The 21,321-nt window shown below is 72.1% G+C and carries 19 protein-coding genes and 2 pseudogenes; 10 read left to right on the top strand and 11 right to left on the bottom strand.

The genetic code is table 11. From position 1 onward, the window contains the following. The 3 genes and pseudogenes from SSOG_RS01335 to SSOG_RS01325 form a co-directional block, all read left to right on the top strand. Positions 1-1,035 (top strand): annotated as a pseudogene (locus SSOG_RS01335) (acyl-CoA dehydrogenase family protein); the annotation flags it as partial. Between the two features lie 33 nt (positions 1,036-1,068). Continuing rightward, entirely contained in the window at positions 1,069-1,527 is a 459-nt protein-coding gene (locus SSOG_RS01330) for an RrF2 family transcriptional regulator (RefSeq protein ID WP_009712384.1), read from the top strand. A gap of 358 nt (positions 1,528-1,885) precedes the next feature. After that, positions 1,886-2,780 (top strand): annotated as a pseudogene (locus SSOG_RS01325) (glutathione S-transferase C-terminal domain-containing protein). 30 nt (positions 2,781-2,810) lie between these two features. On the opposite strand, the gene SSOG_RS01320 reads toward SSOG_RS01325, so the two are convergent. Continuing rightward, positions 2,811-3,803: an amino acid ABC transporter permease gene (locus SSOG_RS01320; protein ID WP_009712382.1), complete on the bottom strand. Its 993-nt coding sequence runs from the start codon at positions 3,801-3,803 to the stop codon at positions 2,811-2,813. Positions 3,804-4,417: 614 nt separating this feature from the next. Here SSOG_RS01320 and SSOG_RS01310 point away from each other — a divergent pair. Genes SSOG_RS01310 through SSOG_RS01280 form a run of 7 tightly spaced genes read left to right on the top strand, consistent with a single transcriptional unit; the run spans position 4,418 to position 11,896 of the window. Beyond that, positions 4,418-5,545 (top strand): LLM class flavin-dependent oxidoreductase, encoded by a 1,128-nt coding sequence (locus SSOG_RS01310; protein WP_039936268.1) that lies wholly within the window; start codon positions 4,418-4,420, stop codon positions 5,543-5,545. Further along, the gene (locus SSOG_RS01305) at positions 5,542-6,090 is read left to right on the top strand and encodes a GNAT family N-acetyltransferase (RefSeq protein ID WP_009712380.1); all 549 of its coding nucleotides are present in this window, start codon (positions 5,542-5,544) and stop codon (positions 6,088-6,090) included. The genes SSOG_RS01310 and SSOG_RS01305 overlap by 4 nt, the downstream gene beginning before the upstream one ends. Further along, complete coding sequence (locus SSOG_RS01300; protein WP_009712379.1) at positions 6,087-7,040, top strand: ABC transporter substrate-binding protein; 954 nt, start codon at positions 6,087-6,089, stop codon at positions 7,038-7,040. Before SSOG_RS01305 ends, SSOG_RS01300 begins: the two co-directional genes overlap by 4 nt. Continuing rightward, on the top strand, positions 7,037-8,278 hold the full coding sequence (locus tag SSOG_RS01295) for an LLM class flavin-dependent oxidoreductase (protein WP_009712378.1): 1,242 nt from the start codon (positions 7,037-7,039) through the stop codon (positions 8,276-8,278). Before SSOG_RS01300 ends, SSOG_RS01295 begins: the two co-directional genes overlap by 4 nt. Next, entirely contained in the window at positions 8,275-9,651 is a 1,377-nt protein-coding gene (locus SSOG_RS01290) for an NtaA/DmoA family FMN-dependent monooxygenase (RefSeq protein ID WP_009712377.1), read from the top strand. The genes SSOG_RS01295 and SSOG_RS01290 overlap by 4 nt, the downstream gene beginning before the upstream one ends. Further along, entirely contained in the window at positions 9,648-10,775 is a 1,128-nt protein-coding gene (locus SSOG_RS01285; RefSeq protein ID WP_009712376.1) for an LLM class flavin-dependent oxidoreductase, read from the top strand. The genes SSOG_RS01290 and SSOG_RS01285 overlap by 4 nt, the downstream gene beginning before the upstream one ends. Next, a complete protein-coding gene (locus SSOG_RS01280) occupies positions 10,772-11,896 on the top strand; it encodes an MsnO8 family LLM class oxidoreductase (protein ID WP_009712375.1) in 1,125 nt (374 codons plus the stop codon). Before SSOG_RS01285 ends, SSOG_RS01280 begins: the two co-directional genes overlap by 4 nt. A gap of 16 nt (positions 11,897-11,912) precedes the next feature. Here the strand turns inward: SSOG_RS01280 and SSOG_RS01275 are convergent, their stop codons facing one another. The 10 genes from SSOG_RS01275 to SSOG_RS53065 form a co-directional block, all read right to left on the bottom strand. Beyond that, positions 11,913-12,488: a cupin domain-containing protein gene (locus SSOG_RS01275; RefSeq protein WP_050799719.1), complete on the bottom strand. Its 576-nt coding sequence runs from the start codon at positions 12,486-12,488 to the stop codon at positions 11,913-11,915. 100 nt (positions 12,489-12,588) lie between these two features. Beyond that, on the bottom strand, positions 12,589-13,011 hold the full coding sequence (locus SSOG_RS01270; protein ID WP_039936267.1) for a hypothetical protein: 423 nt from the start codon (positions 13,009-13,011) through the stop codon (positions 12,589-12,591). Between the two features lie 224 nt (positions 13,012-13,235). Next, a complete protein-coding gene (locus tag SSOG_RS01265; protein WP_009712372.1) occupies positions 13,236-14,282 on the bottom strand; it encodes an aldo/keto reductase in 1,047 nt (348 codons plus the stop codon). Between the two features lie 61 nt (positions 14,283-14,343). Further along, on the bottom strand, positions 14,344-15,267 hold the full coding sequence (locus tag SSOG_RS01260) for an LLM class F420-dependent oxidoreductase (RefSeq protein WP_009712371.1): 924 nt from the start codon (positions 15,265-15,267) through the stop codon (positions 14,344-14,346). An 80-nt stretch (positions 15,268-15,347) separates the two neighbouring features. Beyond that, entirely contained in the window at positions 15,348-16,562 is a 1,215-nt protein-coding gene (locus SSOG_RS01255; RefSeq protein ID WP_009712370.1) for an acyl-CoA dehydrogenase family protein, read from the bottom strand. Continuing rightward, positions 16,559-17,896: an NtaA/DmoA family FMN-dependent monooxygenase gene (locus SSOG_RS01250; protein WP_009712369.1), complete on the bottom strand. Its 1,338-nt coding sequence runs from the start codon at positions 17,894-17,896 to the stop codon at positions 16,559-16,561. The genes SSOG_RS01255 and SSOG_RS01250 overlap by 4 nt, the downstream gene beginning before the upstream one ends. Then, the gene (locus SSOG_RS01245) at positions 17,893-19,257 is read right to left on the bottom strand and encodes an LLM class flavin-dependent oxidoreductase (protein WP_009712368.1); all 1,365 of its coding nucleotides are present in this window, start codon (positions 19,255-19,257) and stop codon (positions 17,893-17,895) included. The genes SSOG_RS01250 and SSOG_RS01245 overlap by 4 nt, the downstream gene beginning before the upstream one ends. Next, positions 19,254-20,159 (bottom strand): MetQ/NlpA family ABC transporter substrate-binding protein, encoded by a 906-nt coding sequence (locus SSOG_RS01240; RefSeq protein ID WP_050799718.1) that lies wholly within the window; start codon positions 20,157-20,159, stop codon positions 19,254-19,256. The genes SSOG_RS01245 and SSOG_RS01240 overlap by 4 nt, the downstream gene beginning before the upstream one ends. 52 nt (positions 20,160-20,211) lie before the next feature. After that, positions 20,212-20,871, bottom strand: coding sequence for a methionine ABC transporter permease (locus SSOG_RS01235; RefSeq protein WP_009712366.1), 660 nt, complete (start codon positions 20,869-20,871; stop codon positions 20,212-20,214). Continuing rightward, positions 20,868-21,321: NIL domain-containing protein (locus SSOG_RS53065; protein ID WP_281048053.1), on the bottom strand; the 454-nt coding region annotated here is incomplete at its 5' end. The genes SSOG_RS01235 and SSOG_RS53065, both read right to left, overlap by 4 nt.

Here is a 21,321-nt window from a genome sequence, read left to right as displayed (position 1 = left end):
GAAAAGCGGGGGCGGCGGCGCGGACTGGCCCCACGGCTCACGCCGTCATCCGGACGATCCCCGGCGGCCGACGGGGCGATCGGCCAAGTTCTCGGCTGTCACTACCTGCTGTCCTCCAGTGCGCGGTTCTTCGGCGGACCCGGCCTCGCCGCCCGCGTCGAGCGGGAGTCCGCGGCCGGACAGTGGTGCTGGGGCGGCGGGCTGGCCTCCGTGGAGCCGCGTCTGACGCTCACCCCGGTGCCGGGCGGCTATGTGCTGAACGGACGCCAGGGGTACGCCACCGGCGTCCTGGTCGCCGACCGGCTCGCGGTGCGCGCCGACCACTCTGAGACGGGGGAGCCGCTGGCCGTGCTCGTCGACGCCCGGCAGCCCGGCGTGGTGGCCGGGGGTGACGGCGGGGACACCTTCGGCCAGCGGCTGGCGGCCGGCGGGAGCGTGGAATTCGACGCGGTGGCGGTCGAGAGCGACGCCGTGCTCGGCCCGCTGTCCTCGGACGACGGCACCATGTCGCCCTTCGCCGGACTGTCCGCGCCGACGGGGCGGCTGGTCTCGGCCCAGATCTGTCTCGGGATGGCCCAGGGGGTGCTCGCCGAAGCCCGCGAGTACACCCGGGCCGCGGACGTGCCCTGGCGGCTGGACGGGTCGTCGTACGGTTCGCCCCGTAATCCGTACGTGCTGACGACCTACGGGGAGCTGACCGTCGCCACGTTCTCCGCGTCCGCCCTCGCCGACCAGGCGCTGGAAGCGCTGGACTGCGGGCTGGCGCGCGGCGAGGACCTCACCGACGACGAATGCGCCGAGATCACCATGCTGGCGGCGGCGGCCGAGGCGGCTGCCGCCGGTGCCGCGCAGGACGTCACGGCCCGCGCGCTGGACGTCCTCGGCGCCCGCTCCGCCGCCTCGGCGTACGGATTCGACCGGTTCTGGCGCAATGTGCGCACCCACACCCTCTGCGTCCCGGTCGCCCCCCGGCTCCAGGAGGTGGGGGACTACTTCCTCCACGGCGAGCACCCTCCGTTCGCCCTGCCCTTCTGATCGCCGCGGCTCCCGGTGGCGGATAATCACCGCATGCGGATCTCTGCGAAGGCGGACTATGCGGTGCGGGCGGCCCTGGAGCTGGCGGTGGCGGCGGACGATACCTCTCTCAAGGCTGAGGTGATCGCCGCGTCGCAGGGCGTTCCGCACAAGTTCCTCGAAGGGATCCTCGGCGATCTGCGCCGGGGCGGCCTGGTGGTCAGCCAGCGCGGCGGGAAGGGTGGCTACCGGCTGGCCCGCCCCGCCGACGAGATCACGATCGCCGATGTGATCCGCGTGGTCGACGGACCCCTGGTGTCCGTACGGGGCGTACGCCCGCCCGAGCTGTCGTACCGCGGCCCGGCGGAGTCGCTGCTGCCGCTGTGGATCGCCGTGCGGGCCAATGTCCGCAAGATCCTCGGGGAGGTCACCCTCGCCGAGGTCGCCGCGGCCGAGCTGCCGGAAGGAGTCCTGGACCTTGCTGAGGACCCCGAGGCGTGGACCAATCCGTAGGTTCGTCACCAGGACGTGGGACACCTCTTGACGGAATGCGTGAGGCACTCGACACTCCTCGTGAGGGATTCCTAGCGGATAGGTGGGGAATGATGAGGCCAGGGCAGGCGGCCGCCGACCGAGCGGTCCGCACGCATCGGCCATCGCCCCTTCTGACCTCCCGCCGTCACATCGACCTGCTGCGCGTGTGCAGCGCCGCAAGTCCTCTCACCTGAGCCGATCGGCCTCCGGGGATATCTGACAGCGTCGTCATGCGGCGATGCGGACGAACGCCGCCGTGCGTTCACCGCACGCCGTCCACCGCCGGCCGCTCACCGTACGTCTCACCACCAGCGAAGAACCCGACCTGGGGAGATACGTGTCCGTTACACCTGGGAAAGCCGCGCCGTCCTCGTTGTCCGCCGCATCGTTCCGGGGCAGGATCGGCCGGGACGCGCGCAGTGGACACTACGCCGTGCCGCGCCGCTACCGCCTCCATCTGTCGCTGTCGTGCCGCCATTGTCTGCGGATCGCCATCACCCACAGCCTGCTCGGCCTCGGTGACACCCTCCCGGTGACGCTGTTGCCCGCCGTGCCCGACGGACCGGACGGCGGGCACTCGGCCCTGAGCCTGATGTACGAGGCCAGCGCGCACCGCTACACCGGGCCGACCGCGGCGCCGGTGCTCAGCGACGACTGGTCGGGCCGGATCGTCAGCACCCACACCCCCGACATCCTGCGCGACCTGGACCACCGCTTCGGCGCTGCGAGCCCCGACCGCCCCGTGCTCCACCCGTGCGGCACGGAGGGGGGAGATGGAGACGGTCGCACGCCTCTGCGAACACGACATCGACGACGCCGCCCAGCGCGCCGGACAGCCGGGCACAGACGACGTGGCACGCGACTCCGCGCTCGAGACCGTGTTCTCCGCGCTGGACGCGCTGGAGCGGCGGCTCGCGACCCGGGCCCATGTCCTCGGCGACGAACTGACCGCCGCCGATGTGCAGGTGTGGGTGACCCTGGTGTGGCTCGACACCGTGCACCGGCACCATCTGGACGCCTCGGCGGTGCACCGCATCACCGATCATCCGCACGTATGGGCCTACGCACGCAGACTGGCCGCCCACCCGGCGTTCGGCCCCCACCTCGACCTCGACGGCATCGCCCGTCGGCACCATGCGCACTGCCGGGGCCTGGAGGCCGCCGGAGCCGCGGTGCAGATCCTGGACTGGGCGGCGCACACACGGCTCAGGACCCCCGCCGAGCCCAACTGATACCGCTTCACGGGCCGCCCCGCGCGCCGCTCACCGCAGCCGGGCGCGCAGGGCGGCCAGCTGTGCGCGGAGGCGCTGCACAGGAGTGGGCGGCAGGGTGCGGGCGGCCCCGCGCGCGTAGTGCCGCTCGACGTAGAACTGCCCCGCGCTCAGCACCGTGGTGACGGCGATGTACCAGAGGGTGGCGACCATCAGCAGGGGGATGACCTGGTACGTCTGGTTGTAGACCAGCTGCACCGAGTACAGCAGGTCGTGCACGGCCAGGACGCTGACGATGCTGGTGCCCTTCAGGGTGCCGATCAGCATGTTCCCGGCCGTCGGCACGATGGAGCGCATCGCCTGGGGCACGACGATCCGGCGCAGCGTGCGCCACCGCCCCAGGCCGAGCGCCTGGGCCGCCTGGGTCTGGCCGGAGTCCACGGAGAGGATGCCACCGCGTACCACCTCGGCGGCGTACGCGGCCTCGTGCAGGGTGAGGCCGATGACGGCGGTGAGGGCGGGCCCGAACAGGTTGACGGTCTTGACGGTGATGAACTCGGGACCGAAGGGGACCCCGATACCGAGCGTCGGGTAGAGGGCGCCGATGTTGAACCAGAACAGCAGCTGGACCAGCAGCGGCGTGGAGCGGAAGATCCACACATAGCCCCAACTCAGCGTAGCCAGCACCGGGTTGGCGGACAGCCGCATCACGGCCACGAGGGTGCCGAGCAGAAAGCCGAGCACCATGACCACCGCGGTCAGCCACAGGGTCAGCAACAGCCCGCCCAGCACGGCGCTGGTGGTGAAGTAGCTCCCCACCACGGCCCATTGGAAGGCGGGGTTGCGGACGACGGAGTTCACCACCATGGCGAACACCAGCAGCGCGACGGCCGCGGCGAACCACCGGCCGAGGTGCCGACGCGGCACGATCGGCGGCAGATCGCCGGAATCGCCGGGGTCCGGGGCCGCGCCTTCCGGCCGCTTGCGCGCGGATACGGATACGGACACGGCGTCGGGGGCGGTGACATCGGAAGGCGTGGCCATCTTCAGGCTTCTCCGGGGAAGGATCGCGGGCGTGGGTGTGAGCACCCCGGTGGCACGGTGCGGCCCGGGGCGGGGCGGTTCATCACGCTCGCCGCGTCCCTCAACGCGGCCGGAGAGGCTGCCGCGAGGGCGGAGCCGGTCCAGGGGGTGATGGTATGTGCCGACTGCGTGCCACTGTCAATGCGGCAGAGGGTCGGCCGGCGCCGGTCCGTCATCCGAGCACTGGTTGACGCGACGCCGTTTGTACTGCTCAATTAGTTCCATGACTGTCCAGCTGCGCTTGGTCTCCCGCGACCACATCGACTTCGGTCGTGTGTGGTCCGCGATGTGTTGCGCCTGACTCGGCAGCGGGCTGTCTGACCGGCCCTTCCCTCCCTCGGTGACCCCGTCGCGGGCCGAGCTCTCTCCTCGCACGACCGCAGCACACGGGCGCCGCCCGGGTACGAACGGTCCTGCGAACCCGGACACGCGCTGCCTTCGCACCCCTCCGGCCTCATCACGCCTGTGCCACCCGCGCTCCGCACCACGCTGATCCACCGTCAAATGCCGGCTGGGCCAGCGGCACCCCGCCCCGTCCGTGGGACTCCTCCGCCCTTTTCCGAAAGGCCCTTCGCATGCCCGTGGAATTCCTCGGCATCGCCGCCACCCATGACGGCTCCGAGACCACCCCGCGCTCCGGCGCGGCCTTCGACAAGGAGTACACGCTCCGGCTCGCCCGGGCGCACGAGGATCACGGCTGGGACCGGGTGCTCTTCGCCTACGGTTCCGGGTCGCCGGACCCGGCGCCGGCCGCCGCGTACATCGCGAGCAGGCTGGAGCGCCTCCAGATCCTGCTCGCCCACCGGCCCAACGTCTCGTACCCCACGTACGCCGCCAAGACGTTCGCCACCCTCGACCAGATCAGCGACGGACGGCTGACGGTGCACTTCATCACCGGCGGCAACGACCACGAGCAGGGCCGGGAGGGCGACACCCTCACCAAGGACCAGCGCTACGAGCGCACCCGCGAGTACATCCGGATCGTGAAGAAGATCTGGGCGACCCGCGAGCCCTTCGACCACGAGGGGGACTACTACCGCTTCCACGACTTCGTCAGCGATGTCCACCCCGTACAGCAGCCCGGGCCCGGGGTCTCCTTCGGCGGCTCCTCCCCGGCGGCCTACGCGGCCGGGGGAGCGGAGGCCGACATCTACTGCCTGTGGGGTGAGCCCCTGGAGAAGACCGCGGAACAGATCGAGGCGGTGAAGGCGGCCGCGCGGGCGGCGGGCCGCGCCGATGTCCCGCGCATCCAGGCGGCCTTCCGGCCGATCATCGCTCCCACCGAGGAGCTGGCCTGGGAGAAGGCCCACCGCACGGTCGGCGCGATCCGCGCGCGGCGTGAGCAGGGGCTCGTACGGCACCACCGCAACGGCGCCCCCGAGAACACCGGTTCCCAGCGGCTGATCGCCATCGCGGAGCAGGGGGAGCGCTACGACCGCGCGCTGTGGACCCCGACCGCGGCCGCCACCGGTGGCGCGGGCAACTCCAACGCCCTGGTCGGCGCCCCCGAGACGGTGGCGCAGGCGCTGCTGGACTACTACGACCTGGGCGTCGACATCCTCTCGGCCCGGGGCTACGACCTGCTGGGCGACGCGATCGACTTCGGACGGCACGTGATCCCGATCGTGCGCGAGGAGGTCGCCAAGCGCGACGCCGAGCGCGCGGCGCGCGGCCCACAGGCCCTCGCGGCGGTGCGCGCATGACCGCAGTCACGCAAGCGTCGTCCACCGGGCTGACCGTCGTCCCCGCCGAGGTCGGCGACCCGCGCGTGGCGCCGCTGTTGCGTGAACTGGGCAACGAGTACTCCACCCGTTACGGCAAGGACGCACACGCCGAACTCGCCCGGTACCCCGACGAGGAGTTCACCCCCGCACACGGCGGCGTGCTGCTCCTGCTGCTGGAACACGGGGAGCCGGTCGCGGGCGGCGCCTTCCGCCGGTACGACGCGACCACGGCCGAGCTGAAGAGGATCTGGACCCACTCCGCACACCGCCGCCGCGGCCTCGCCCGCCGGGTCGTGGCCGAACTGGAGCGCGAGGCGGGGAACCACGGCTACCGGCGCGTCTACCTGACCACCGGGCCGCGCCAGCCCGAGGCCCGCGGGCTGTACCTGGCCACCGGCTACACACCGCTGTTCGACACCGAGGCCGACCCGGAGACCATCGGCCCGCTCCCGTTCGAGAAACACCTCGCCACCGACCGTGGCACCCGCACCGACGTCCGTATCCGAAAGGCCCACACCCCGTGAACCACACCCGCGCGAGACTGCGCCTCCGTCCGGCCGTTGCCGCAACCGTGCTCGCGCTGACGCTGGCGGGCTGCGGCTCCGGCGGCAGCGGCGGGACCGCGGCGGCGGGCGCCGCGTCGCCAGCGCCGACCGAGAACCCGGTCGCCTCGGTGAAGAAGGTCGGCTCCGTCGCCGCCCTGCTGCCCGCCGATGTCAGGAAGTCGGGCACGCTGCGGATCGGCAGCTCGGTCGGGGGACCGCCGAACGCGTACTACCCGCAGGGGACGGGCGGGAAGCCGGCGGGCCAGGACATCGACCTCGCGAACGCGGTGGCCAAGGTCCTCGGCGTCACGCTGAAGCGTCAGGACGCCTCGTTCGAGACGATCCTGCCCGCCCTCGGCAGCGGCAAGTTCGACGTCGGGACCGGCAACTTCGGCGTCACCGCCGAGCGGCTGAAGACCGTCGACTTCGCCACCTACATCAACGACGGCCAGGGCTTCGCGGTGAAGAAGGGCAACACCGCCCTCGGCGGCAAGGTCACCGACCTCACCCGGCTGTGCGGCCTGACCATCGGCACCGGCGCGGGCACCACCTTCGAGGCGACCCTCGAAGCCCAGAAGAAGGTGTGCGCCAAGGCGGGCAAGAAGCCGTACGAGGTGAAGGTCTACTCGGAGAACGGGGCGATCCTCACCGCGCTCCAGCAGGGCCGGATCGACGTGGAGATGTCCACCATCAACGGCCTCCGCTACCAGGCGGCCCAGAAGGCCGCGCAGACCACCTTCCTCGGTGAGTACCACCGGCTCGACGTGGGCTTCGCCTTCAAGAAGGGCTCACGGCTCACCCGGGCCTTCCAGGCCGCCGTCAACGAGCTGATCAAGGACGGGACCTACGCCCGCATCCTCGACAAGTGGGGCACCAAGCCATCCGCGATCAAGACCTCGCGGATCAACCCGCCCGAGCAGACCTCATGACGGGCAGCCACGAGGGCCACCCCTCGCCACTCCATCTCGCCGTCGCACTCGACGGCGCGGGCTGGCACCCGGCCGCATGGCGCGAGCCGGGGGCCCGGCCCCGGGACCTGCTCACCGCCGGGTACTGGACCGATGTGGTCACCGAGGCCGAACGCGGCCTGCTCGACTTCGTGACCCTGGAGGACGGACTCTCGCTCCAGTCCTCGCACCGTACGCAGCCCGACGAACGGACCGACCAGGTGCGCGGGCGACTGGACGCGGTCCTCATCGCGGCCCGGGTCGCGCCGCTGACCCGGCACATCGGGCTGGTGCCGACCGTGGTCGCCACCCACACCGAGCCGTTCCACCTCTCCAAGGCGATCGCCACCCTGGACTACGTCAGCACCGGTCGCGCCGGGCTGCGCATCCGGGTGTCGAGGCGGAGCCACGAGGCGCGGCACTTCGGGCGCCGCACGATCCCGCGGCTCGGCCTCGACGACCTGGACACCCCGGCGGCCCACGAGCTGACCGCCGAGCTGTTCGCGGAGGCCGCCGACTACGTCGAGGTGGTGCGCCGCCTGTGGGACAGCTGGGAGGACGACGCGGAGATCCGGGACGTCGCCACCGGCCGCTTCGTCGACCGCGACAAGCTCCATTACATCGACTTCGAGGGGCAGCACTTCAACGTCAAGGGCCCCTCGATCACCCCCAGGCCACCCCAGGGGCAGCCCGTCGTCAGCGCGCTGGCACACCCGGGCGTGCCGTTCCAGCTGGTGGGCCGCTCCACCGACATCGGGTACGTCACCCCGCACGACACCGGCCAGGCCCGCGCCCTCGTGACCGACATCCGCGCCGCACAGGCCACCGCGGGACGCGCGGAAGAACCGCTGCACATCTTCGGTGACCTGGTGGTGTTCCTGGACGACGCCCCCGGCGCTGCGGCGAGCCGCAAGGAGCGGCTGGACACCCTCGCGGGCCGTCCGTACACCAGCGACGCGAAGGTGTTCACGGGCACGCCCGGACAACTCGCGGACCTGCTCCTGGAGTGGCAGCGGGCCGGGCTGTCCGGCTTCCGGCTGCGCCCGGGGGCGATCGGCCACGATCTCGAGGCCATCACCCGGGGTCTGGTGCCCGAGCTCCAGCGCCGCGGTGCGTTCCGTACGGCGTACGAGTCCGGCACCCTGCGCGGGCTGCTGGGCCTGCCGCGCCCCGCCAACCGCTATGCCCCGTCCGAGCCGGAGGGATCACCCCGACCATGAGCAAACCGCTCAAGCAGATCCATCTCGCGGCCCACTTCCCCGGCGTCAACAACACCACCGTATGGAGCGACCCGGAAGCGGGCAGTCACATCGAGTTCGCCTCGTTCGCACACTTCGCGCGCACCGCCGAACGCGCCAAGTTCGACTTCCTGTTCCTCGCCGAGGGACTGCGTCTGCGCGAACAGGGCGGAAAAATCTACGACTTGGACGTGGTGGGCCGCCCCGACACCTTCACCGTCCTCACCGCGCTCGCCGCCGTCACGGACCGGCTCGGCCTGACCGGCACCATCAACTCCACCTTCAACGAGCCGTACGAGGTGGCGCGCCAGTTCGCCAGCCTCGACCATCTGTCGGGCGGCCGCTCCGCGTGGAACGTCGTCACCTCGTGGGACGCCTTCACCGGCGAGAACTTCCGCCGCGGCGGCTTCCTCCCGCAGGACGAGCGGTATTCCCGGGCCAAGGAGTTCCTGGACACCGCCACCGAGCTGTTCGACTCCTGGGGCGCCGACGAGATCGTCGCCGATCAGGAGTCCGGTGTCTTCCTCAAGGACGCGCGCGCCGGTGCGTTCGTCCACGAGGGACAGCACTTCGACATCGCCGGACAGTTCAATGTGCCGCGCAGCCCACAGGGACGCCCGGTGATCTTCCAGGCGGGCGACTCCGAGGAGGGGCGCGAATTCGCCGCGTCGAGCGCGGACGCGATCTTCAGCCGGTACAGCACCCTCGAGCCCGGCCGGGAGTTCTACGCCGACGTCAAGGGCCGCCTGGCGCGCCATGGCCGCACCCCCGACCAGCTGCTGATTCTGCCGGCGGCGACCTTCGTGCTCGCCGACACCGACGCCGAGGCACAGGAACTGGCCCATGAGGTGCGGCGGCAACAGGTCAGCGGACAGACCGCGCTCAGGTACCTGGAACACGTCTGGAACCGCGACCTCTCCGGCTACGACCCCGACGGCCCGCTCCCCGAAATCGATCCCGCCCCCGGCGAGAACACCGTCGCCCGGGGCAGGGCCAGCGTGCGCAGCCACCGGGACCCGCTCGCCATCGCCCGGGAGTGGCGCGAGCGCGCCGCCGCGGAGAAGCTGTCGATCCGCGAGCTGGTCATCGAGACCACCGGACGGCAGTCGTTCGTCGGCTCCCCGGCCACGGTCGCCGACACCATCGACGCGCTCGTCCAGGCGGACGCCGCCGACGGCTTCATCCTGGTCCCGCACCTCACCCCCGGCGGCCTCGACGCGTTCGCCGACACCGTCGTACCCCTGCTCCAGGAACGCGGCGTGTTCCGGCACGACTACACGGGCACCACCCTGCGCGACCACCTCGGCCTCGCGGAGCCCGCCGCCGCGCCGGTCACCCGCCGGGTGGCCTCATGAAGTTCCTGGCCATCACCCTGATCGTGCACGCCCCGGATCCGGTGACCGGCGTCCAGAAGCCGACCCAGCAGCGGTTACACGAGGTGCTCGACAACGCTCTCCTGGCCGAGGAGCTGGGGTTCGACGGCTTCGGCGTCGGCGAACGGCACGAGCGGCCCTTCATCTCCTCCTCCCCGCCGGTCGTGCTCAGCCACATCGCCGCGCTCACCTCCCGCATCCGGCTGTTCACGGCCGTCACCACCCTCAGCCTGCTCGACCCGGTGCGCGCCTACGAGGACTACGCGACCCTGGACCATCTGACCGGGGGCCGCCTGGACCTGATCATCGGAAAGGGCAACGGCACCGCCCAGCGCGAGCTGTTCCACGTCACCCCCGAGGACCAGTGGGAGCGCAACGCCGAGAGCTACGAGCTGTTCCGCAGGCTCTGGCGCGAGGACAAGGTGACCTCCTCGCCGCGCTTCCGCCCCGCGCTGACCGAGGCCGAGGTGTGGCCGAGGCCCCTCCAGCGGCCCATCCGGGTCTGGCACGGCAGCGCGACGAGCCGGGAGTCCGTCGACCTCGCCGCGCGCTACGGCGACCCGCTGTTCTCGGCCAACGTCACCAATCCGATCGAGCCGTACGCCGAACTCATCCGCTACTACCGGGAGCGGTGGGTCCACCACGGACACGACCCCGCCCGGATCGTGGTCGGCGCGGGCACCGCCGGATACTACGCCGCGCGCCGCTCCCAGGACGCCATCAACGCCTACCGGCCGGTGTTCGAGGGCCGTCTGGCGTTCCAGATGCAGTTGGGCGTCGAGCCGGTGTTCCCGACCCTGGAGGACTTCGTCGAGCGCAGCTCCGCGCTGATCGGCAGCCCGCAGCAGGTGATCGAGAAGGTGCACCGTTACCACGAGCGGTTCGGACACACCGTGCTGCATCTGCACGCGGACGCGGACGGGCTCACCGACGCCCAGCACCGCGCCTCACTCACGCTCTTCCAGTCCGACATCGCACCCGTGCTGCGCCGGGAGATCCCCGATCCGCCGTTTCCCTGGGGTCCGGTCCTCGCCGGGCCCACACCCCGTACCGCGCCCGAGCCCGCCGCCCCGCACGCCGGGACTCAAGGAGGACTGCGACCGTGACCGGCATCCCCCTCGGGGTCCTCGACCTCGTCCCCGTCTCCTCCGGCTCCAGCGCCCCCGAGGCGCTGCGCCACAGCATCGACCTCGCGCGGCAGACCGAGCGGTTCGGCTACGCGCGCTACTGGTTCGCCGAACACCACCTCAACCCGGGCGTGGCCGGGACCTCACCGGCCGTTCTGCTGGCCCTGACCGCGTCCGCCACCTCCACCATCCGCCTCGGCTCGGGCGCCGTACAGCTCGGTCACCGCACCGCGCTGTCCACCGTCGAGGAGTTCGGCCTGGTCGACGCCCTCCATCCCGGACGGCTCGACCTGGGCCTCGGCCGCTCGGGCGCAGGGCCCACCAAGCACCCCGAGTCCCCGCGGGCCACGACCGGCGTCGTCGACGGCCGCGCCCCCAACGGCCTGCGGATCCCCCCGAAGTTCTCCCCCGACCGGCTGCTCGGTTCGCCCCGGATCGCGCTCCAGCGGCAACTGCTCCAGCAGCCGGACGCCCGGGCACAGGACTACGGCGAGCAGATCGACGACATCCTCGCCCTGCTGCGGGGCGAGTTCCGGTCCGCGGAGGGTGTCGAAGCACATGTGGTGCCCGGTGAAGGCGCCGACGTACAGGTGTGGATCCTCGGCAGCAGTGGCGGACAGAGCGCCCGGGTCGCGGGGCGCCACGGACTGCCCTTCGCCGCCAATTACCACGTCAGCCCGGCCACCGTCCTGGAGGCGGCCGAGGGGTACCGCGCCGCGTTCCAGCCGTCCGATGTGCTCGACAAGCCGTACGTCAGCGTCTCCGCCGATGTCGTCGTCGCCGAGGACGACGCGGCCGCCCGCGAACTCGCCACCGGTTACGGCGTATGGGTGCGCAGCATCCGCACCGCCGAGGGCGCCATCCCGTTTCCCGCCCCCGAGGAGGCCCGCGCCCATTCCTGGAGCGACGCGGACCGGGCGCTGGTCGCGGACCGGGTGGACACCCAGTTCGTCGGCTCGCCCGGGCGCGTCGCCGATGACCTCGAACGGCTCCAGGAAGCCACCGGCGCCGACGAGTTGCTCATCACCACCATCACCCACCGCCACGCCGACCGGGTGCGTTCCTATGAACTGCTGGCCGAGGAATGGCGGCGCAGATGAACCACAACGGGCGGTGTCAGCCGCCGTCGGGGGCGGTCTCGGGCTGCGTGGTGTCGAGCACGTACAGCTCCGGCAGGTTGACGACGATGGCCTCCTGGGTGCTGCGGGCGATCACCACGACGGCCTCGTCGTCCGGGCTGGGGTTCTCCTCGCGGTGCGGGACGTACGGCGGCACGAAGATGTAGTCGCCGGGCGAGGTGCGGATGCGGACCTCCTCGGGCGTGCCCCCGGAGTCGTCGAGGAAGACGAACTCCGGATGCCCCTTCACCACGTGGATCGCCGTCTCGGAGGCCCCGTGGTGGTGGTTGGAGGACGCGGTGTCGGGGGCGACATGCGTCTGGCCCATCCAGATGCGCTCCGAGCCGACGCTGCGCCCGCTGATCGCGGCGAACCGCCGCATCCCGCCGGACTGGGCGGTGTCGCCGTCGAGGGCGTCGGCGCGGATGTGGTGCAGCCGCGCGCGGAGCGGCAGCGAGCTGCCGCCGTCGGGATGGTCGGGCAGATCGGGGTGGAAGTCGTCCTTGCGAGGCGCGGTGTCGTGGTCCTCGGAAGGGGTGCCGCCGGACTGGGGCGAAGCGGGGGAGGAGGGCATGAGCGCCGACCGTAGAGACCCGGGCCAAAGGGTGTCAAGGTGTCTCCAGCGCTGCCGAGCTGGCGTTTCGTCAGCCAGAACGGTGAGCGCGGAGACGGTCTTACCCGTCGTCGTCCTCGTCATCCTCGTCGTCGTCATAGCGGTCTTCGTGTTCATCGTCGTCGTCGCTCGGAGAGGGGCTCGCCGGACCGCTGCCGGCCGACGGTGGAGGGGCGGTGGAGTCGGCCGGGGGAGTCTCCTCGGGGGCGGAAGAGGAGGTGGCTGAGGGAGCGGACGACGGAGTGGACTCGTCCTCCTGGCTTGGAGGGGCGGTGAGCGAGACCTGTCCTCCCGCGGGCTGCCTGCTGCCGAAGGAGACGGAGGCCGAGTCGATGATCGTCGACATGGCGAGGGCGCATCCGGCGAGGACCAGAGCGGTACCGGCCGCGGTGAGGACCGTGGTCTTGCGGTCCCCCCAGCGGTCCCGGAGGCTTGGCGCGTCGTTCCCCTCCTCACCTGGCCCGACGCGGGTCTCGGCGGCCAAGTGGTCGTCCGGTAAAGGGGACGAGCCGGAATCGGGTGGCATATTTCCTCCGTGCGGGCGGGGCCGCAGACCACCGTAGTCGCCCCTGGTTCAGGGCGAAGCCAGCGTCACTCCAGCGGGGCGTTAAGGGAAGGCCAATATTCGGCTCGTCCCCCTCGGGGCGCTGCCCGGCGAGCGCGCCGCGCCGCCACGATCAGGCGGCGAAGCGGCTCGCGGGATACGGGTCAGGCGCGCGCGGCCGAGCGGCGGCGGGTGGCCGGGTCGGTGAGCGACGGGGGCTGGTAGCCCTCGTCGGCCGGGCTGATCGTGATGCCGGGCGGCACGATCTCGTCGATCCGGTCGAGCACGTCCCGCGAGAGGCGGACGTCGACGGCGCCGAGCTGGCTCGTCAGGTGCTCCTGGGTGCGCGGGCCGATGATCACCGTCGACACCGCCGGGTGCTCCAGCACGAAGGCCAGCGACAGGTGGATCAGCGAAAGACCCGCCTCGTCGGCCAGCTCCGCGAGCTGCTCCGCCGCCTCGCGCTTGCGCTGGTTGGCCGCCAGCTCCGGATCGTGCCGGTGCGGCTGGCGCTCCAGGCGGCTGGACACGGCGTGTGCCGTGTCCCCCTTGCGGTAGCGGCCGGACAGCCAGCCACCGGCCAGCGGGCTCCACGGCAGGACACCCAGCCCGTACCGCTCGGCGACGGGCAGCACCGCCCGCTCGGCGGCCCGGGCCAGGATGGAGTACGGGGGTTGTTCGGTGACGGGGCGCTGACGGCGCAGCCGTTCGGCGGTCCACTGCCCCTCCACGATCTGGTGGGGCTCGAAGGTCGTGGTGCCGAAGTAGCGGATCTTGCCCTGCCGTACGAGGTCGTCGAGCGCGCCGATGGTCTCGTCGAGGTCTGTCGTGGGGTCGGGGCGGTGGGCCTGGTAGAGGTCGATGTGGTCGGTGCCCAGGCGGCGCAAGCTGTTCTCGACGGCCTGGTGGATCCAGCGGCGTGAATTGCCCTGGTGGTTGGGGTTGTCGCCGATCTGGCCGTGGAACTTGGTCGCGAGGAACACATCGTCGCGGCGGCCGCCCGCCAGCGCCTTGCCGACGATCTCCTCGTTCTCGCCCTGGGAGTAGACGTCGGCGGTGTCGATGACGTTGATGCCCGAGTCGAGGGCCTGATGGATGATCTTGATGGCCTCGTCGTGGTCATCGTTGGCCCAGGCGCCGAAGTTCATCGCGCCGAGCGTCAGGGGGCTGACCTTCACGCCGGTGCGGCCGAGGGTGCGGTACGTGGTCATCTCTTCGGTGTCTTCCTTACTCTTGGGGAGTTGTGGGGGAGCGGAGTCGTGGGGAGTGGAGTCAGCGGGCCAGTTCGCCCAGGAGCGCCCAGGTGCGGTGCCGGGCTGCGTCACCGGCGGCCTCCGTCCCCGTGAACACCACCTCCGTCGCCCCGGCGTCCCGGTAGCGCCGCACCTCGGCGGCGACCGTCTTCTCGTCACCGATCACGGACACATCGACGGCCCGGGTGCCGCCGGAGAGCCCGATGACCCGTGCGTAGGAGGGGATCTGCTCGTAGAACGCGAGCTGTTCGCCCACCGTCTCGCGCACGGAGTCGGCATCGTCCGTGACCACGCCGTGCACCAGCGCCACGATGCGGGGCGCGGGACGACCGGCGGCCTCCGCCGCCGCGGTGACGGCGGGGACGATGTGCTCGGCCAGGGCGCGAGGCCCGGCGAGGTAGGGCAGGATGCCGTCCGCCAGCTCCCCGCTGGCCCGCAGCGCCTGCGGGCCCATCGCGGCGACGAGCAGCGGTACGCCGCTCCCGGCACCGGGGACGCGGGCGGGGAGCGGGGTGGTCGCGGTGAGCAGTTCGCCGTGGAAGTCGGCGGCGCCGGTCTCGGTCAACTGCCGCAGCGCGGTGAGGAATTCACGCAGACGGGTGATGGGCCGTTCGAAGGGGAGGCCGAAGCCCGCCTCGGTCAGGAGCTTGGTCCCGAGCGCCAGACCGAGGTGGTACCGGCCGTGGGTGGCCGCCTGCGCGGTCTGGGCCTGGCTGGACACGAGCAACGGGTGACGTCCGAAGACCGGGATCGCGGACGTGCCCACGTGCAGGTCCGGTACCTCGCGCCCGACGAGGGCCGCGAGCTGGGGCGAGTCGGCGCCGAAGGTCTGCCCGAACCAGGCGGACCGCAGCCCGGCGGCCGCGGCCTCCCTGGCGAGGCTCACACTGGCGTCGATCTGGTTGTCCGCGTCTGCCGCGGTGAGTGCTACTCCTACGGTCATGTCTGTGCGAACCCACGGGGGCGGCCCCGCATTTCCCTTGGCGTGTGACGGCTGCGTGTCATCGGCTACCGGTGCTCCGGTTAAAAGAACCCCGTCAGCGGCGGTGGCTCGGCGTTGAGGAGGTAGTCGCCCACCACGCGGGCCTTGTGGGCGATCGGATTGTGGCTGACCAGGGTGCGGGCATTGCGCCAGTGGCGGTCGAAGTTGAACTCGCGCCGGGTGGCCGAGGCCCCGCCCACGTCGTACAGTCGTTCCGCCGCCCGCAGGGCCGCCTGGGCGGCGACCACCTGCGCCTGCGCCACCTCGGTGGCCGCGTCGGCGAGCGCCGGTTCGTCGCCCGCGACACCGTCCTCGCCCCGGGGTCCCGCGAGGGCGCGGTCGATGGCGGCCGCGGCGCGCAGCACGGTGGCCTCCGCCCCGTACCCGAGCGCCGCCATCTCGCCCACGGTGTGCTGTACGAACGGATCCTGCACCGCCTGGTCGACGCCGCTGTGCCGGACCGCGCGGGCGCGGTCACGGGCATAGCCGATCGCGTCGCGCACCGCGTTCTTGGCGATGCCGGTCTCCACGGCGGCCAGGTAGAGCTGGTGGTACGCGCCGAGGTGGGTCCGGCGCACCCCCACGGCCTCGTCCACGATGACCTCCCGCGGGTACACCACCACATCCTCCAGCTCCGTGGTGCCGCTCGCCGTCATGCGCTGGCCCATGCCGTCCCAGTCGTCGAGCAGCCGCAGCCCGGGGCGGTCACGGGGGAGCACTACGCGGACCCGCTGGTCGAGGTGGTTCTTCGCGGCGACGACCACCCAGTCGGCGAACAGGCTGCCGGTGCTGTAGTACTTCGTGCCGCTGAGCCGGTAATGATCCCCGTCGGGCACCAGGGCGGCGTGGATGTCGCCGGGGTGCTTGGCCGCGGTCTCCCCGGTGGCGTTGCCGAAGAGTTCGCCCGCCAGCGCCGCGGTGAACCACCGCTCGCGGTCCGCCTCCCCGCCGTCGCTGATGAGCTTCTCCAGGAAGCCGAAGTGGGGCCGGAGCGCCTGCGCCACATTGGAGTCCGCTTCCGCCAGGTCGACAACGGTCTGGAACACGTCGACGAGGCTCGCCCCCGGGCCCCCGTACGCCGCCGGGACCCGCAGGCATCCGATGGCGCTCGCCCGCACCGCGTCCATGGACCCGTACGGCAGCTCCCGCTCGGCCTCGCGGCGCGCGGTGTCGACGGCGAGGGATCCGGTCAGCCCGGCGACGCGGTCGAGGACGTCCCGTACGGTGACGGTCCGTGGGGCCGTGGTGGTGTTCATCGGGCCGTGGCCCCTTTCTCTTCGTAGGACGGTGCCGGTACGGGGAGCCCCAAGTGGTCGCGGAGGGTCGCGCCCGTGTAGCCGTGGCGGAAGACGCCGCGCCGCCGCAGGATCGGCACGACGTGGTCGACGAAGGTGTCCAGGCCGTCGGGCAGCGCGTCGGGCAGCAGGGTGAAGCCGTCCACCAGACCGGCCGACCACCAGCCGGTGATGTCGTCGGCGACGTGTTCGGGGGTGCCGATGACCGACCGGTGGCCGCCGATGGTGCGTGCGGCGAGCCCGGCCAAAGACAGCCCCTCCCGGCGGGCGATCTCGACGTGGGTGCGGAAGAAGCCGGTGGGCAGCCGGTCCGGTGGCGGCCCGGACAACTGGGCCTCGGTCAGCGGTGCCTCGGGGTCGGTGGCCGCGGGATCGAGGCCCAGCGTACGGGCCACCCGGCGGATCTGCCGCGCGTCCGCGCGTACGCCCGTCTCGAGCGCGGCGAAGCGGGCGCGGGCCTCGGCCTCGGTGCTGCCGATCACCGGGGTGAGGCCGGGCAGCAGCCGGATGCCGGACACGTCGCGTCCGTACCGGTGCGCCTGCTCGGCGAGCCGCGCGCGGTAGCCGCGGGCCGCCTCCTCGTCGAGCAGCGGGGTGTAGACCGCCTCGGCGAACCGTCCCGCGAGCGCCACGCCCTGCGGCGAGGCCCCGGCCTGGAGCTGCACGGGGCGGCCCTGCGGGGAGCGCGGCACATTGAGCGGCCCGGCGACGTCGAAGAACTCACCGGTGTGGTCGGCGGAGTGGATCCGGCCGGGGTCGGCGAAGCGCGCGCCGTCGGTGTCCGCGATGAGCGCGCCGTCCTCCCAGGAGTCCCACAGCCGGTGCACCAGGCCGATGAACTCCTCCGCCCTGCGGTAGCGGGTATCGGGGTCGAGGACGGTGTCGAGGCCGAAGTTCCGCGCCGCCCCGGGGAAGAAGGTGGCGACCGCGTTCCATCCGGCGCGCCCCCGCGAGGCGTGGTCGATCGAGAGCACCCGGCGGGCCAGGTTGTAGGGCTCGTTGAAGGTGGTGGACCCGGTGAAGACGACCCCGACGCGCTCGGTGGCGGCGGCGAGGTAGGTCAGCAGCATCGACGGTTCCAGGGCCTGCCCGGGGCCCTGGCCGATGTCGCCGTGGAGGGCGGGGATGTCGGCGAGGAACACCCCGTCGAGGGCGCCGCGCTCGGCGGTGCGGGCCACCCGCAGATGGTGTTCGGGGTCGACGTAGGCGTCCGGGGCCGGACCGGGCAGGGTCCAGGCTCCGGGGTGGGCGCCGACGCCGGTGATGTTCACCAGCAGACTGAGTTGGCGTGTCATCGGGCCAGAACCTCCGCCGTGTCGGGTGCGTGGCGGGCCACCGGTGGCCGGGCCAGGCCGAAGTGGTCGCGGAGCGTGGCGCCCGCGTAGTCGTCACGGAACAGCCCCCGGCGGCGCAGCTCCGGGACCACGTGCTCGGCGAAGGCGGCGAGTCCGCTCGGGAGCACGTCGGGCATCAGGTTGAAGCCGTCGGCCGCGCCCGCGGTGAACCACTCCTCGATGGTGTCGGCGATGTCGGCCGGGCTGCCGGCGACCACGCGGTGGCCGAGTCCGCCGCCGAGCCGCCGGATCAGCTGCCGGGCGGTGAGCCGCTCGCGCCGGGCGAGGCCGGTGGTGACGGTGAAGAAGGTCTGGAGCCCCTGGACGTCTTCGGCGTCACCGATGAGGTCCCACGGCAGTTCCGCGTCCGGGTCGAGGGCGTCGGCGTCGATGCCGAGGAGGGCGGCGAGCCGGTCGAGGCCGTAGCGGAGCGGGATGAGGTCCTGGAGCCTGTTCAGCCGCTCCAGCGCCTCGTCGCGGGGTGGCGGCGACGACCGTCGACAGCCCGGGCAGCACGACGATCCCTTGGGGTCGCGGCCGAGCGCGGCGGCGCGGGACTTGATGGCCCGGTAGTACGCCGTGCCCTCGTCCAGGGTCTGCGCTGCGCTGAAGACGGCCTCGGCGTGCGCGGCGGCGAGTTCGATGCCGTCGGGCGATCCGCCCGCCTGGACGAGGACGGGACGGCCCTGCGGCGAGCGCGGGGTGTTCAGCGGCCCCCGTACGCGGAAGAACTCGCCCCGGTGGTCGATGGCGTGGATACGGGCCGGGTCGGCGAACACGCCTCGCGCGGCGTCCCCGATGAGGGCGTCGTCGTCCCAGCTGTCCCACAGCTCGCCGACGGTCTCGACGAACTCGGCGGCGCGCCGGTAGCGGTCGCGGTGGGCGGGCGCCTGGTCGAGACCGAAGTTGCGGGCGGCGGCGGGACCGGCCGTGGTCACCGCGTTGAACCCGGCGCGGCCCCGGCTGAGATGGTCCAGGGCGGCGAACCGGCGGGCGATGTTGTACGGCTCGTTGTAGCTGGTGGACGCGGTGGCGATGAGGCCGATGCGGCTGGTGTGCGCCGCGATCCCGGCCAGGATGACGGTGGGTTCCAGGGCGTATTCGGGGCGGTGGGCCACATCGGGGGTGAGCACGGGGGTGTCCGCGAGGAAGACGGCGTCGAGCTTCGCGGCCTCGGCGATGCGGGCGGTGGTGATGTAGTGGTCGAGGGAGAAGGCGGCGTGCGGGTCGCCGTCGGGGGCCCGCCACGCACCGGCGAAGATCCCGGACTGGAAGATGTTGACGTTGAGGTGCAGGTGTCGCCTGCCCGGCGGGAGGGTCATGGGGCGGCTCGCTGTCGCTGGTCGGCGGGGATCCTGGCGGGCTGGGTCTCCACATCCAGCTTGTTCTTGATGAAGCGGGCCACCCTGGGGTCGGCGAACGCGGCCTTGAGCCGGGTGATGGCGGGGTCGTCGGCATAGGCGGTGCCGACGACGAGCTGGATGGCGAAGCGCTTGTCGGCCCGGGGCAGCAGGATGCGCTGCTTGATCGGGATCTTGGCGACGCGGAACTTGTAGGCGTAGTTGATGGCGGCGTCGACGTCGGGGAGGGAACGGGAGATGGCGTCCAGGGACACCTCGTGCCAGCGGAAGCCGTGGGGGTTCCCGGCGATGTCGTCCAGCTGCGCGGTGAGCGGGTCCACGTCCTCCTTGAGCTTGATCAGCCCCACTTTCTGGAGGGTCAGCAGCGCCTGGGTCTGGTTCGCCGGGTCGTTGGGGAGGGTGATCCGCGCGCCGTGCGGGAGGTCCTTCACACTGCCGTACTTCTGCGAGTACAGGGCGAACGCCTGGGTGAAGATGGGCTGCACGGCCTTCGCCTGGTAGCCCTCGTTGGCCACGATGACCTTGAGCCACTCGGCGTGCTGGGTGATGTTCGCGGCCAGCTTGCCGTCCGCGGTCGAGCCGTTGACCTGGTTGGCGTCGTTGACGGGATACGGCTTGACCGTGATGCCGTGGTCCCGGTCGACCTTGGCGGCGAGGTACTTCACGATGGCGCTCTGCGGGATGCTGCCCTGGTTGTAGCCGACCTTCAGGGTCTTTCCCAGGGGCGGGTGGTCCTCGCCGCCCACCCGCGCGGCGACGAGCGAGCCGACGGCGAGGGCGACGGCACTGATCGCGGCCGTGACGGCGATGCGGCGGGGCACTCTGGACTTCAGTTCGAAGCCGTGGTCATGGACGAAAGGCATGGGTGTTCCCGGGTGGGATGAGGAGGTTCGGGGGAGGGGCCTCTGCGGGCGCTCAGTGGGCCAGCCGGCGCACGACGCGGTCACCGGTGAACTGGATCAGCTGCACCATGACGATGAGGGTGACGATCGTGGCGGCCATGACCGTGGTGTCGAAGCGCTCGTAGCCGTAGCTGATGGCCAGGTAGCCGATGCCACCGGCCCCGATGGTCCCGGCGATGGCGGAGAACTCCAGCATGCCGACGATCGCGATCGTCAGACTTCCCGCGAGTGCGGGCAGCGCCTCCGCCAGCTGCACGGACACGATCACCTGAAGCCGTGAGCCACCCGCGGCCCGCCCCGCTTCGGTGGCTTCGCGGGGCACCTCGCGCAGGGCCGTTTCCACCAGCCGCGCGAAGTAGGGGATGCCCGCGAGCGACATCGGGACGATCGCGGCGGACACCCCGATGGTCGTGCCCGCCACGTACCGGGTGAACGGAATGATCGCGGCCATCAGGATCAGGAACGGCAGCGAACGGCCCAGGTTGACCACCCAGCTGAGCGAGGCCCGCAGGGCCCGGTGCGGAAACAGCGCGCCGGGCGAGGAGTTGTGGAGCACCACGCCCACCGGGGTGCCCACGGCGACGACGATGAGCATGACGGCCACGACCATCTGGAGCGTCTGGCCGATCGCGGGAAAGAGCAGGGGCCAGAGCTGGTCGAGTTCGGTGCTCATGCGACCGCCTCCGTGACCGCCTCGCGCACCGGCGCGGAGCGCGCCGGTTCATCGGCCGGTGGGATCCGCTCCGGGGGCACCGGTTCGGCGTGGATGCCCCAGCCCGCCAGGGCGGATGTCAGCTCGTCCGCCCGGTCGTGGCCGACCGCGACGGTCGCGCGGCCCGCCGCCCGCCCGGCGATCTCCTCCACCGTCGCGGACAGCACATGGACGTCGAGTCCGTGGTCCGCGCCGAGCCGCGTCAGCCAGTCCGTGGGCACCGACTGCCCTTGGTAGGTGAGCCGCCAGGTGCCGAGGCCCTGCCGGTTCGGGGAGACCGGCCGGTCGGGGAGCAGCGCGTTGCCGAGCGCGGAGTGCGGGTCGGCCACGAGCCGGTCGACCGGGCCCGATTCGACGACGCGCCCCTCGCGCAGCAGGGCGGCGGTGTCCGCCACTTCGCGGACCACCTCC

The sequence above is a fragment of the Streptomyces himastatinicus ATCC 53653 genome, assembly GCF_000158915.1.
In the GTDB taxonomy this organism is placed as follows: domain Bacteria; phylum Actinomycetota; class Actinomycetes; order Streptomycetales; family Streptomycetaceae; genus Streptomyces; species Streptomyces himastatinicus.
The sequence above is the reverse complement of the archived record's forward strand: the minus strand, read 5'-3'. Positions and strand labels throughout refer to the sequence as shown.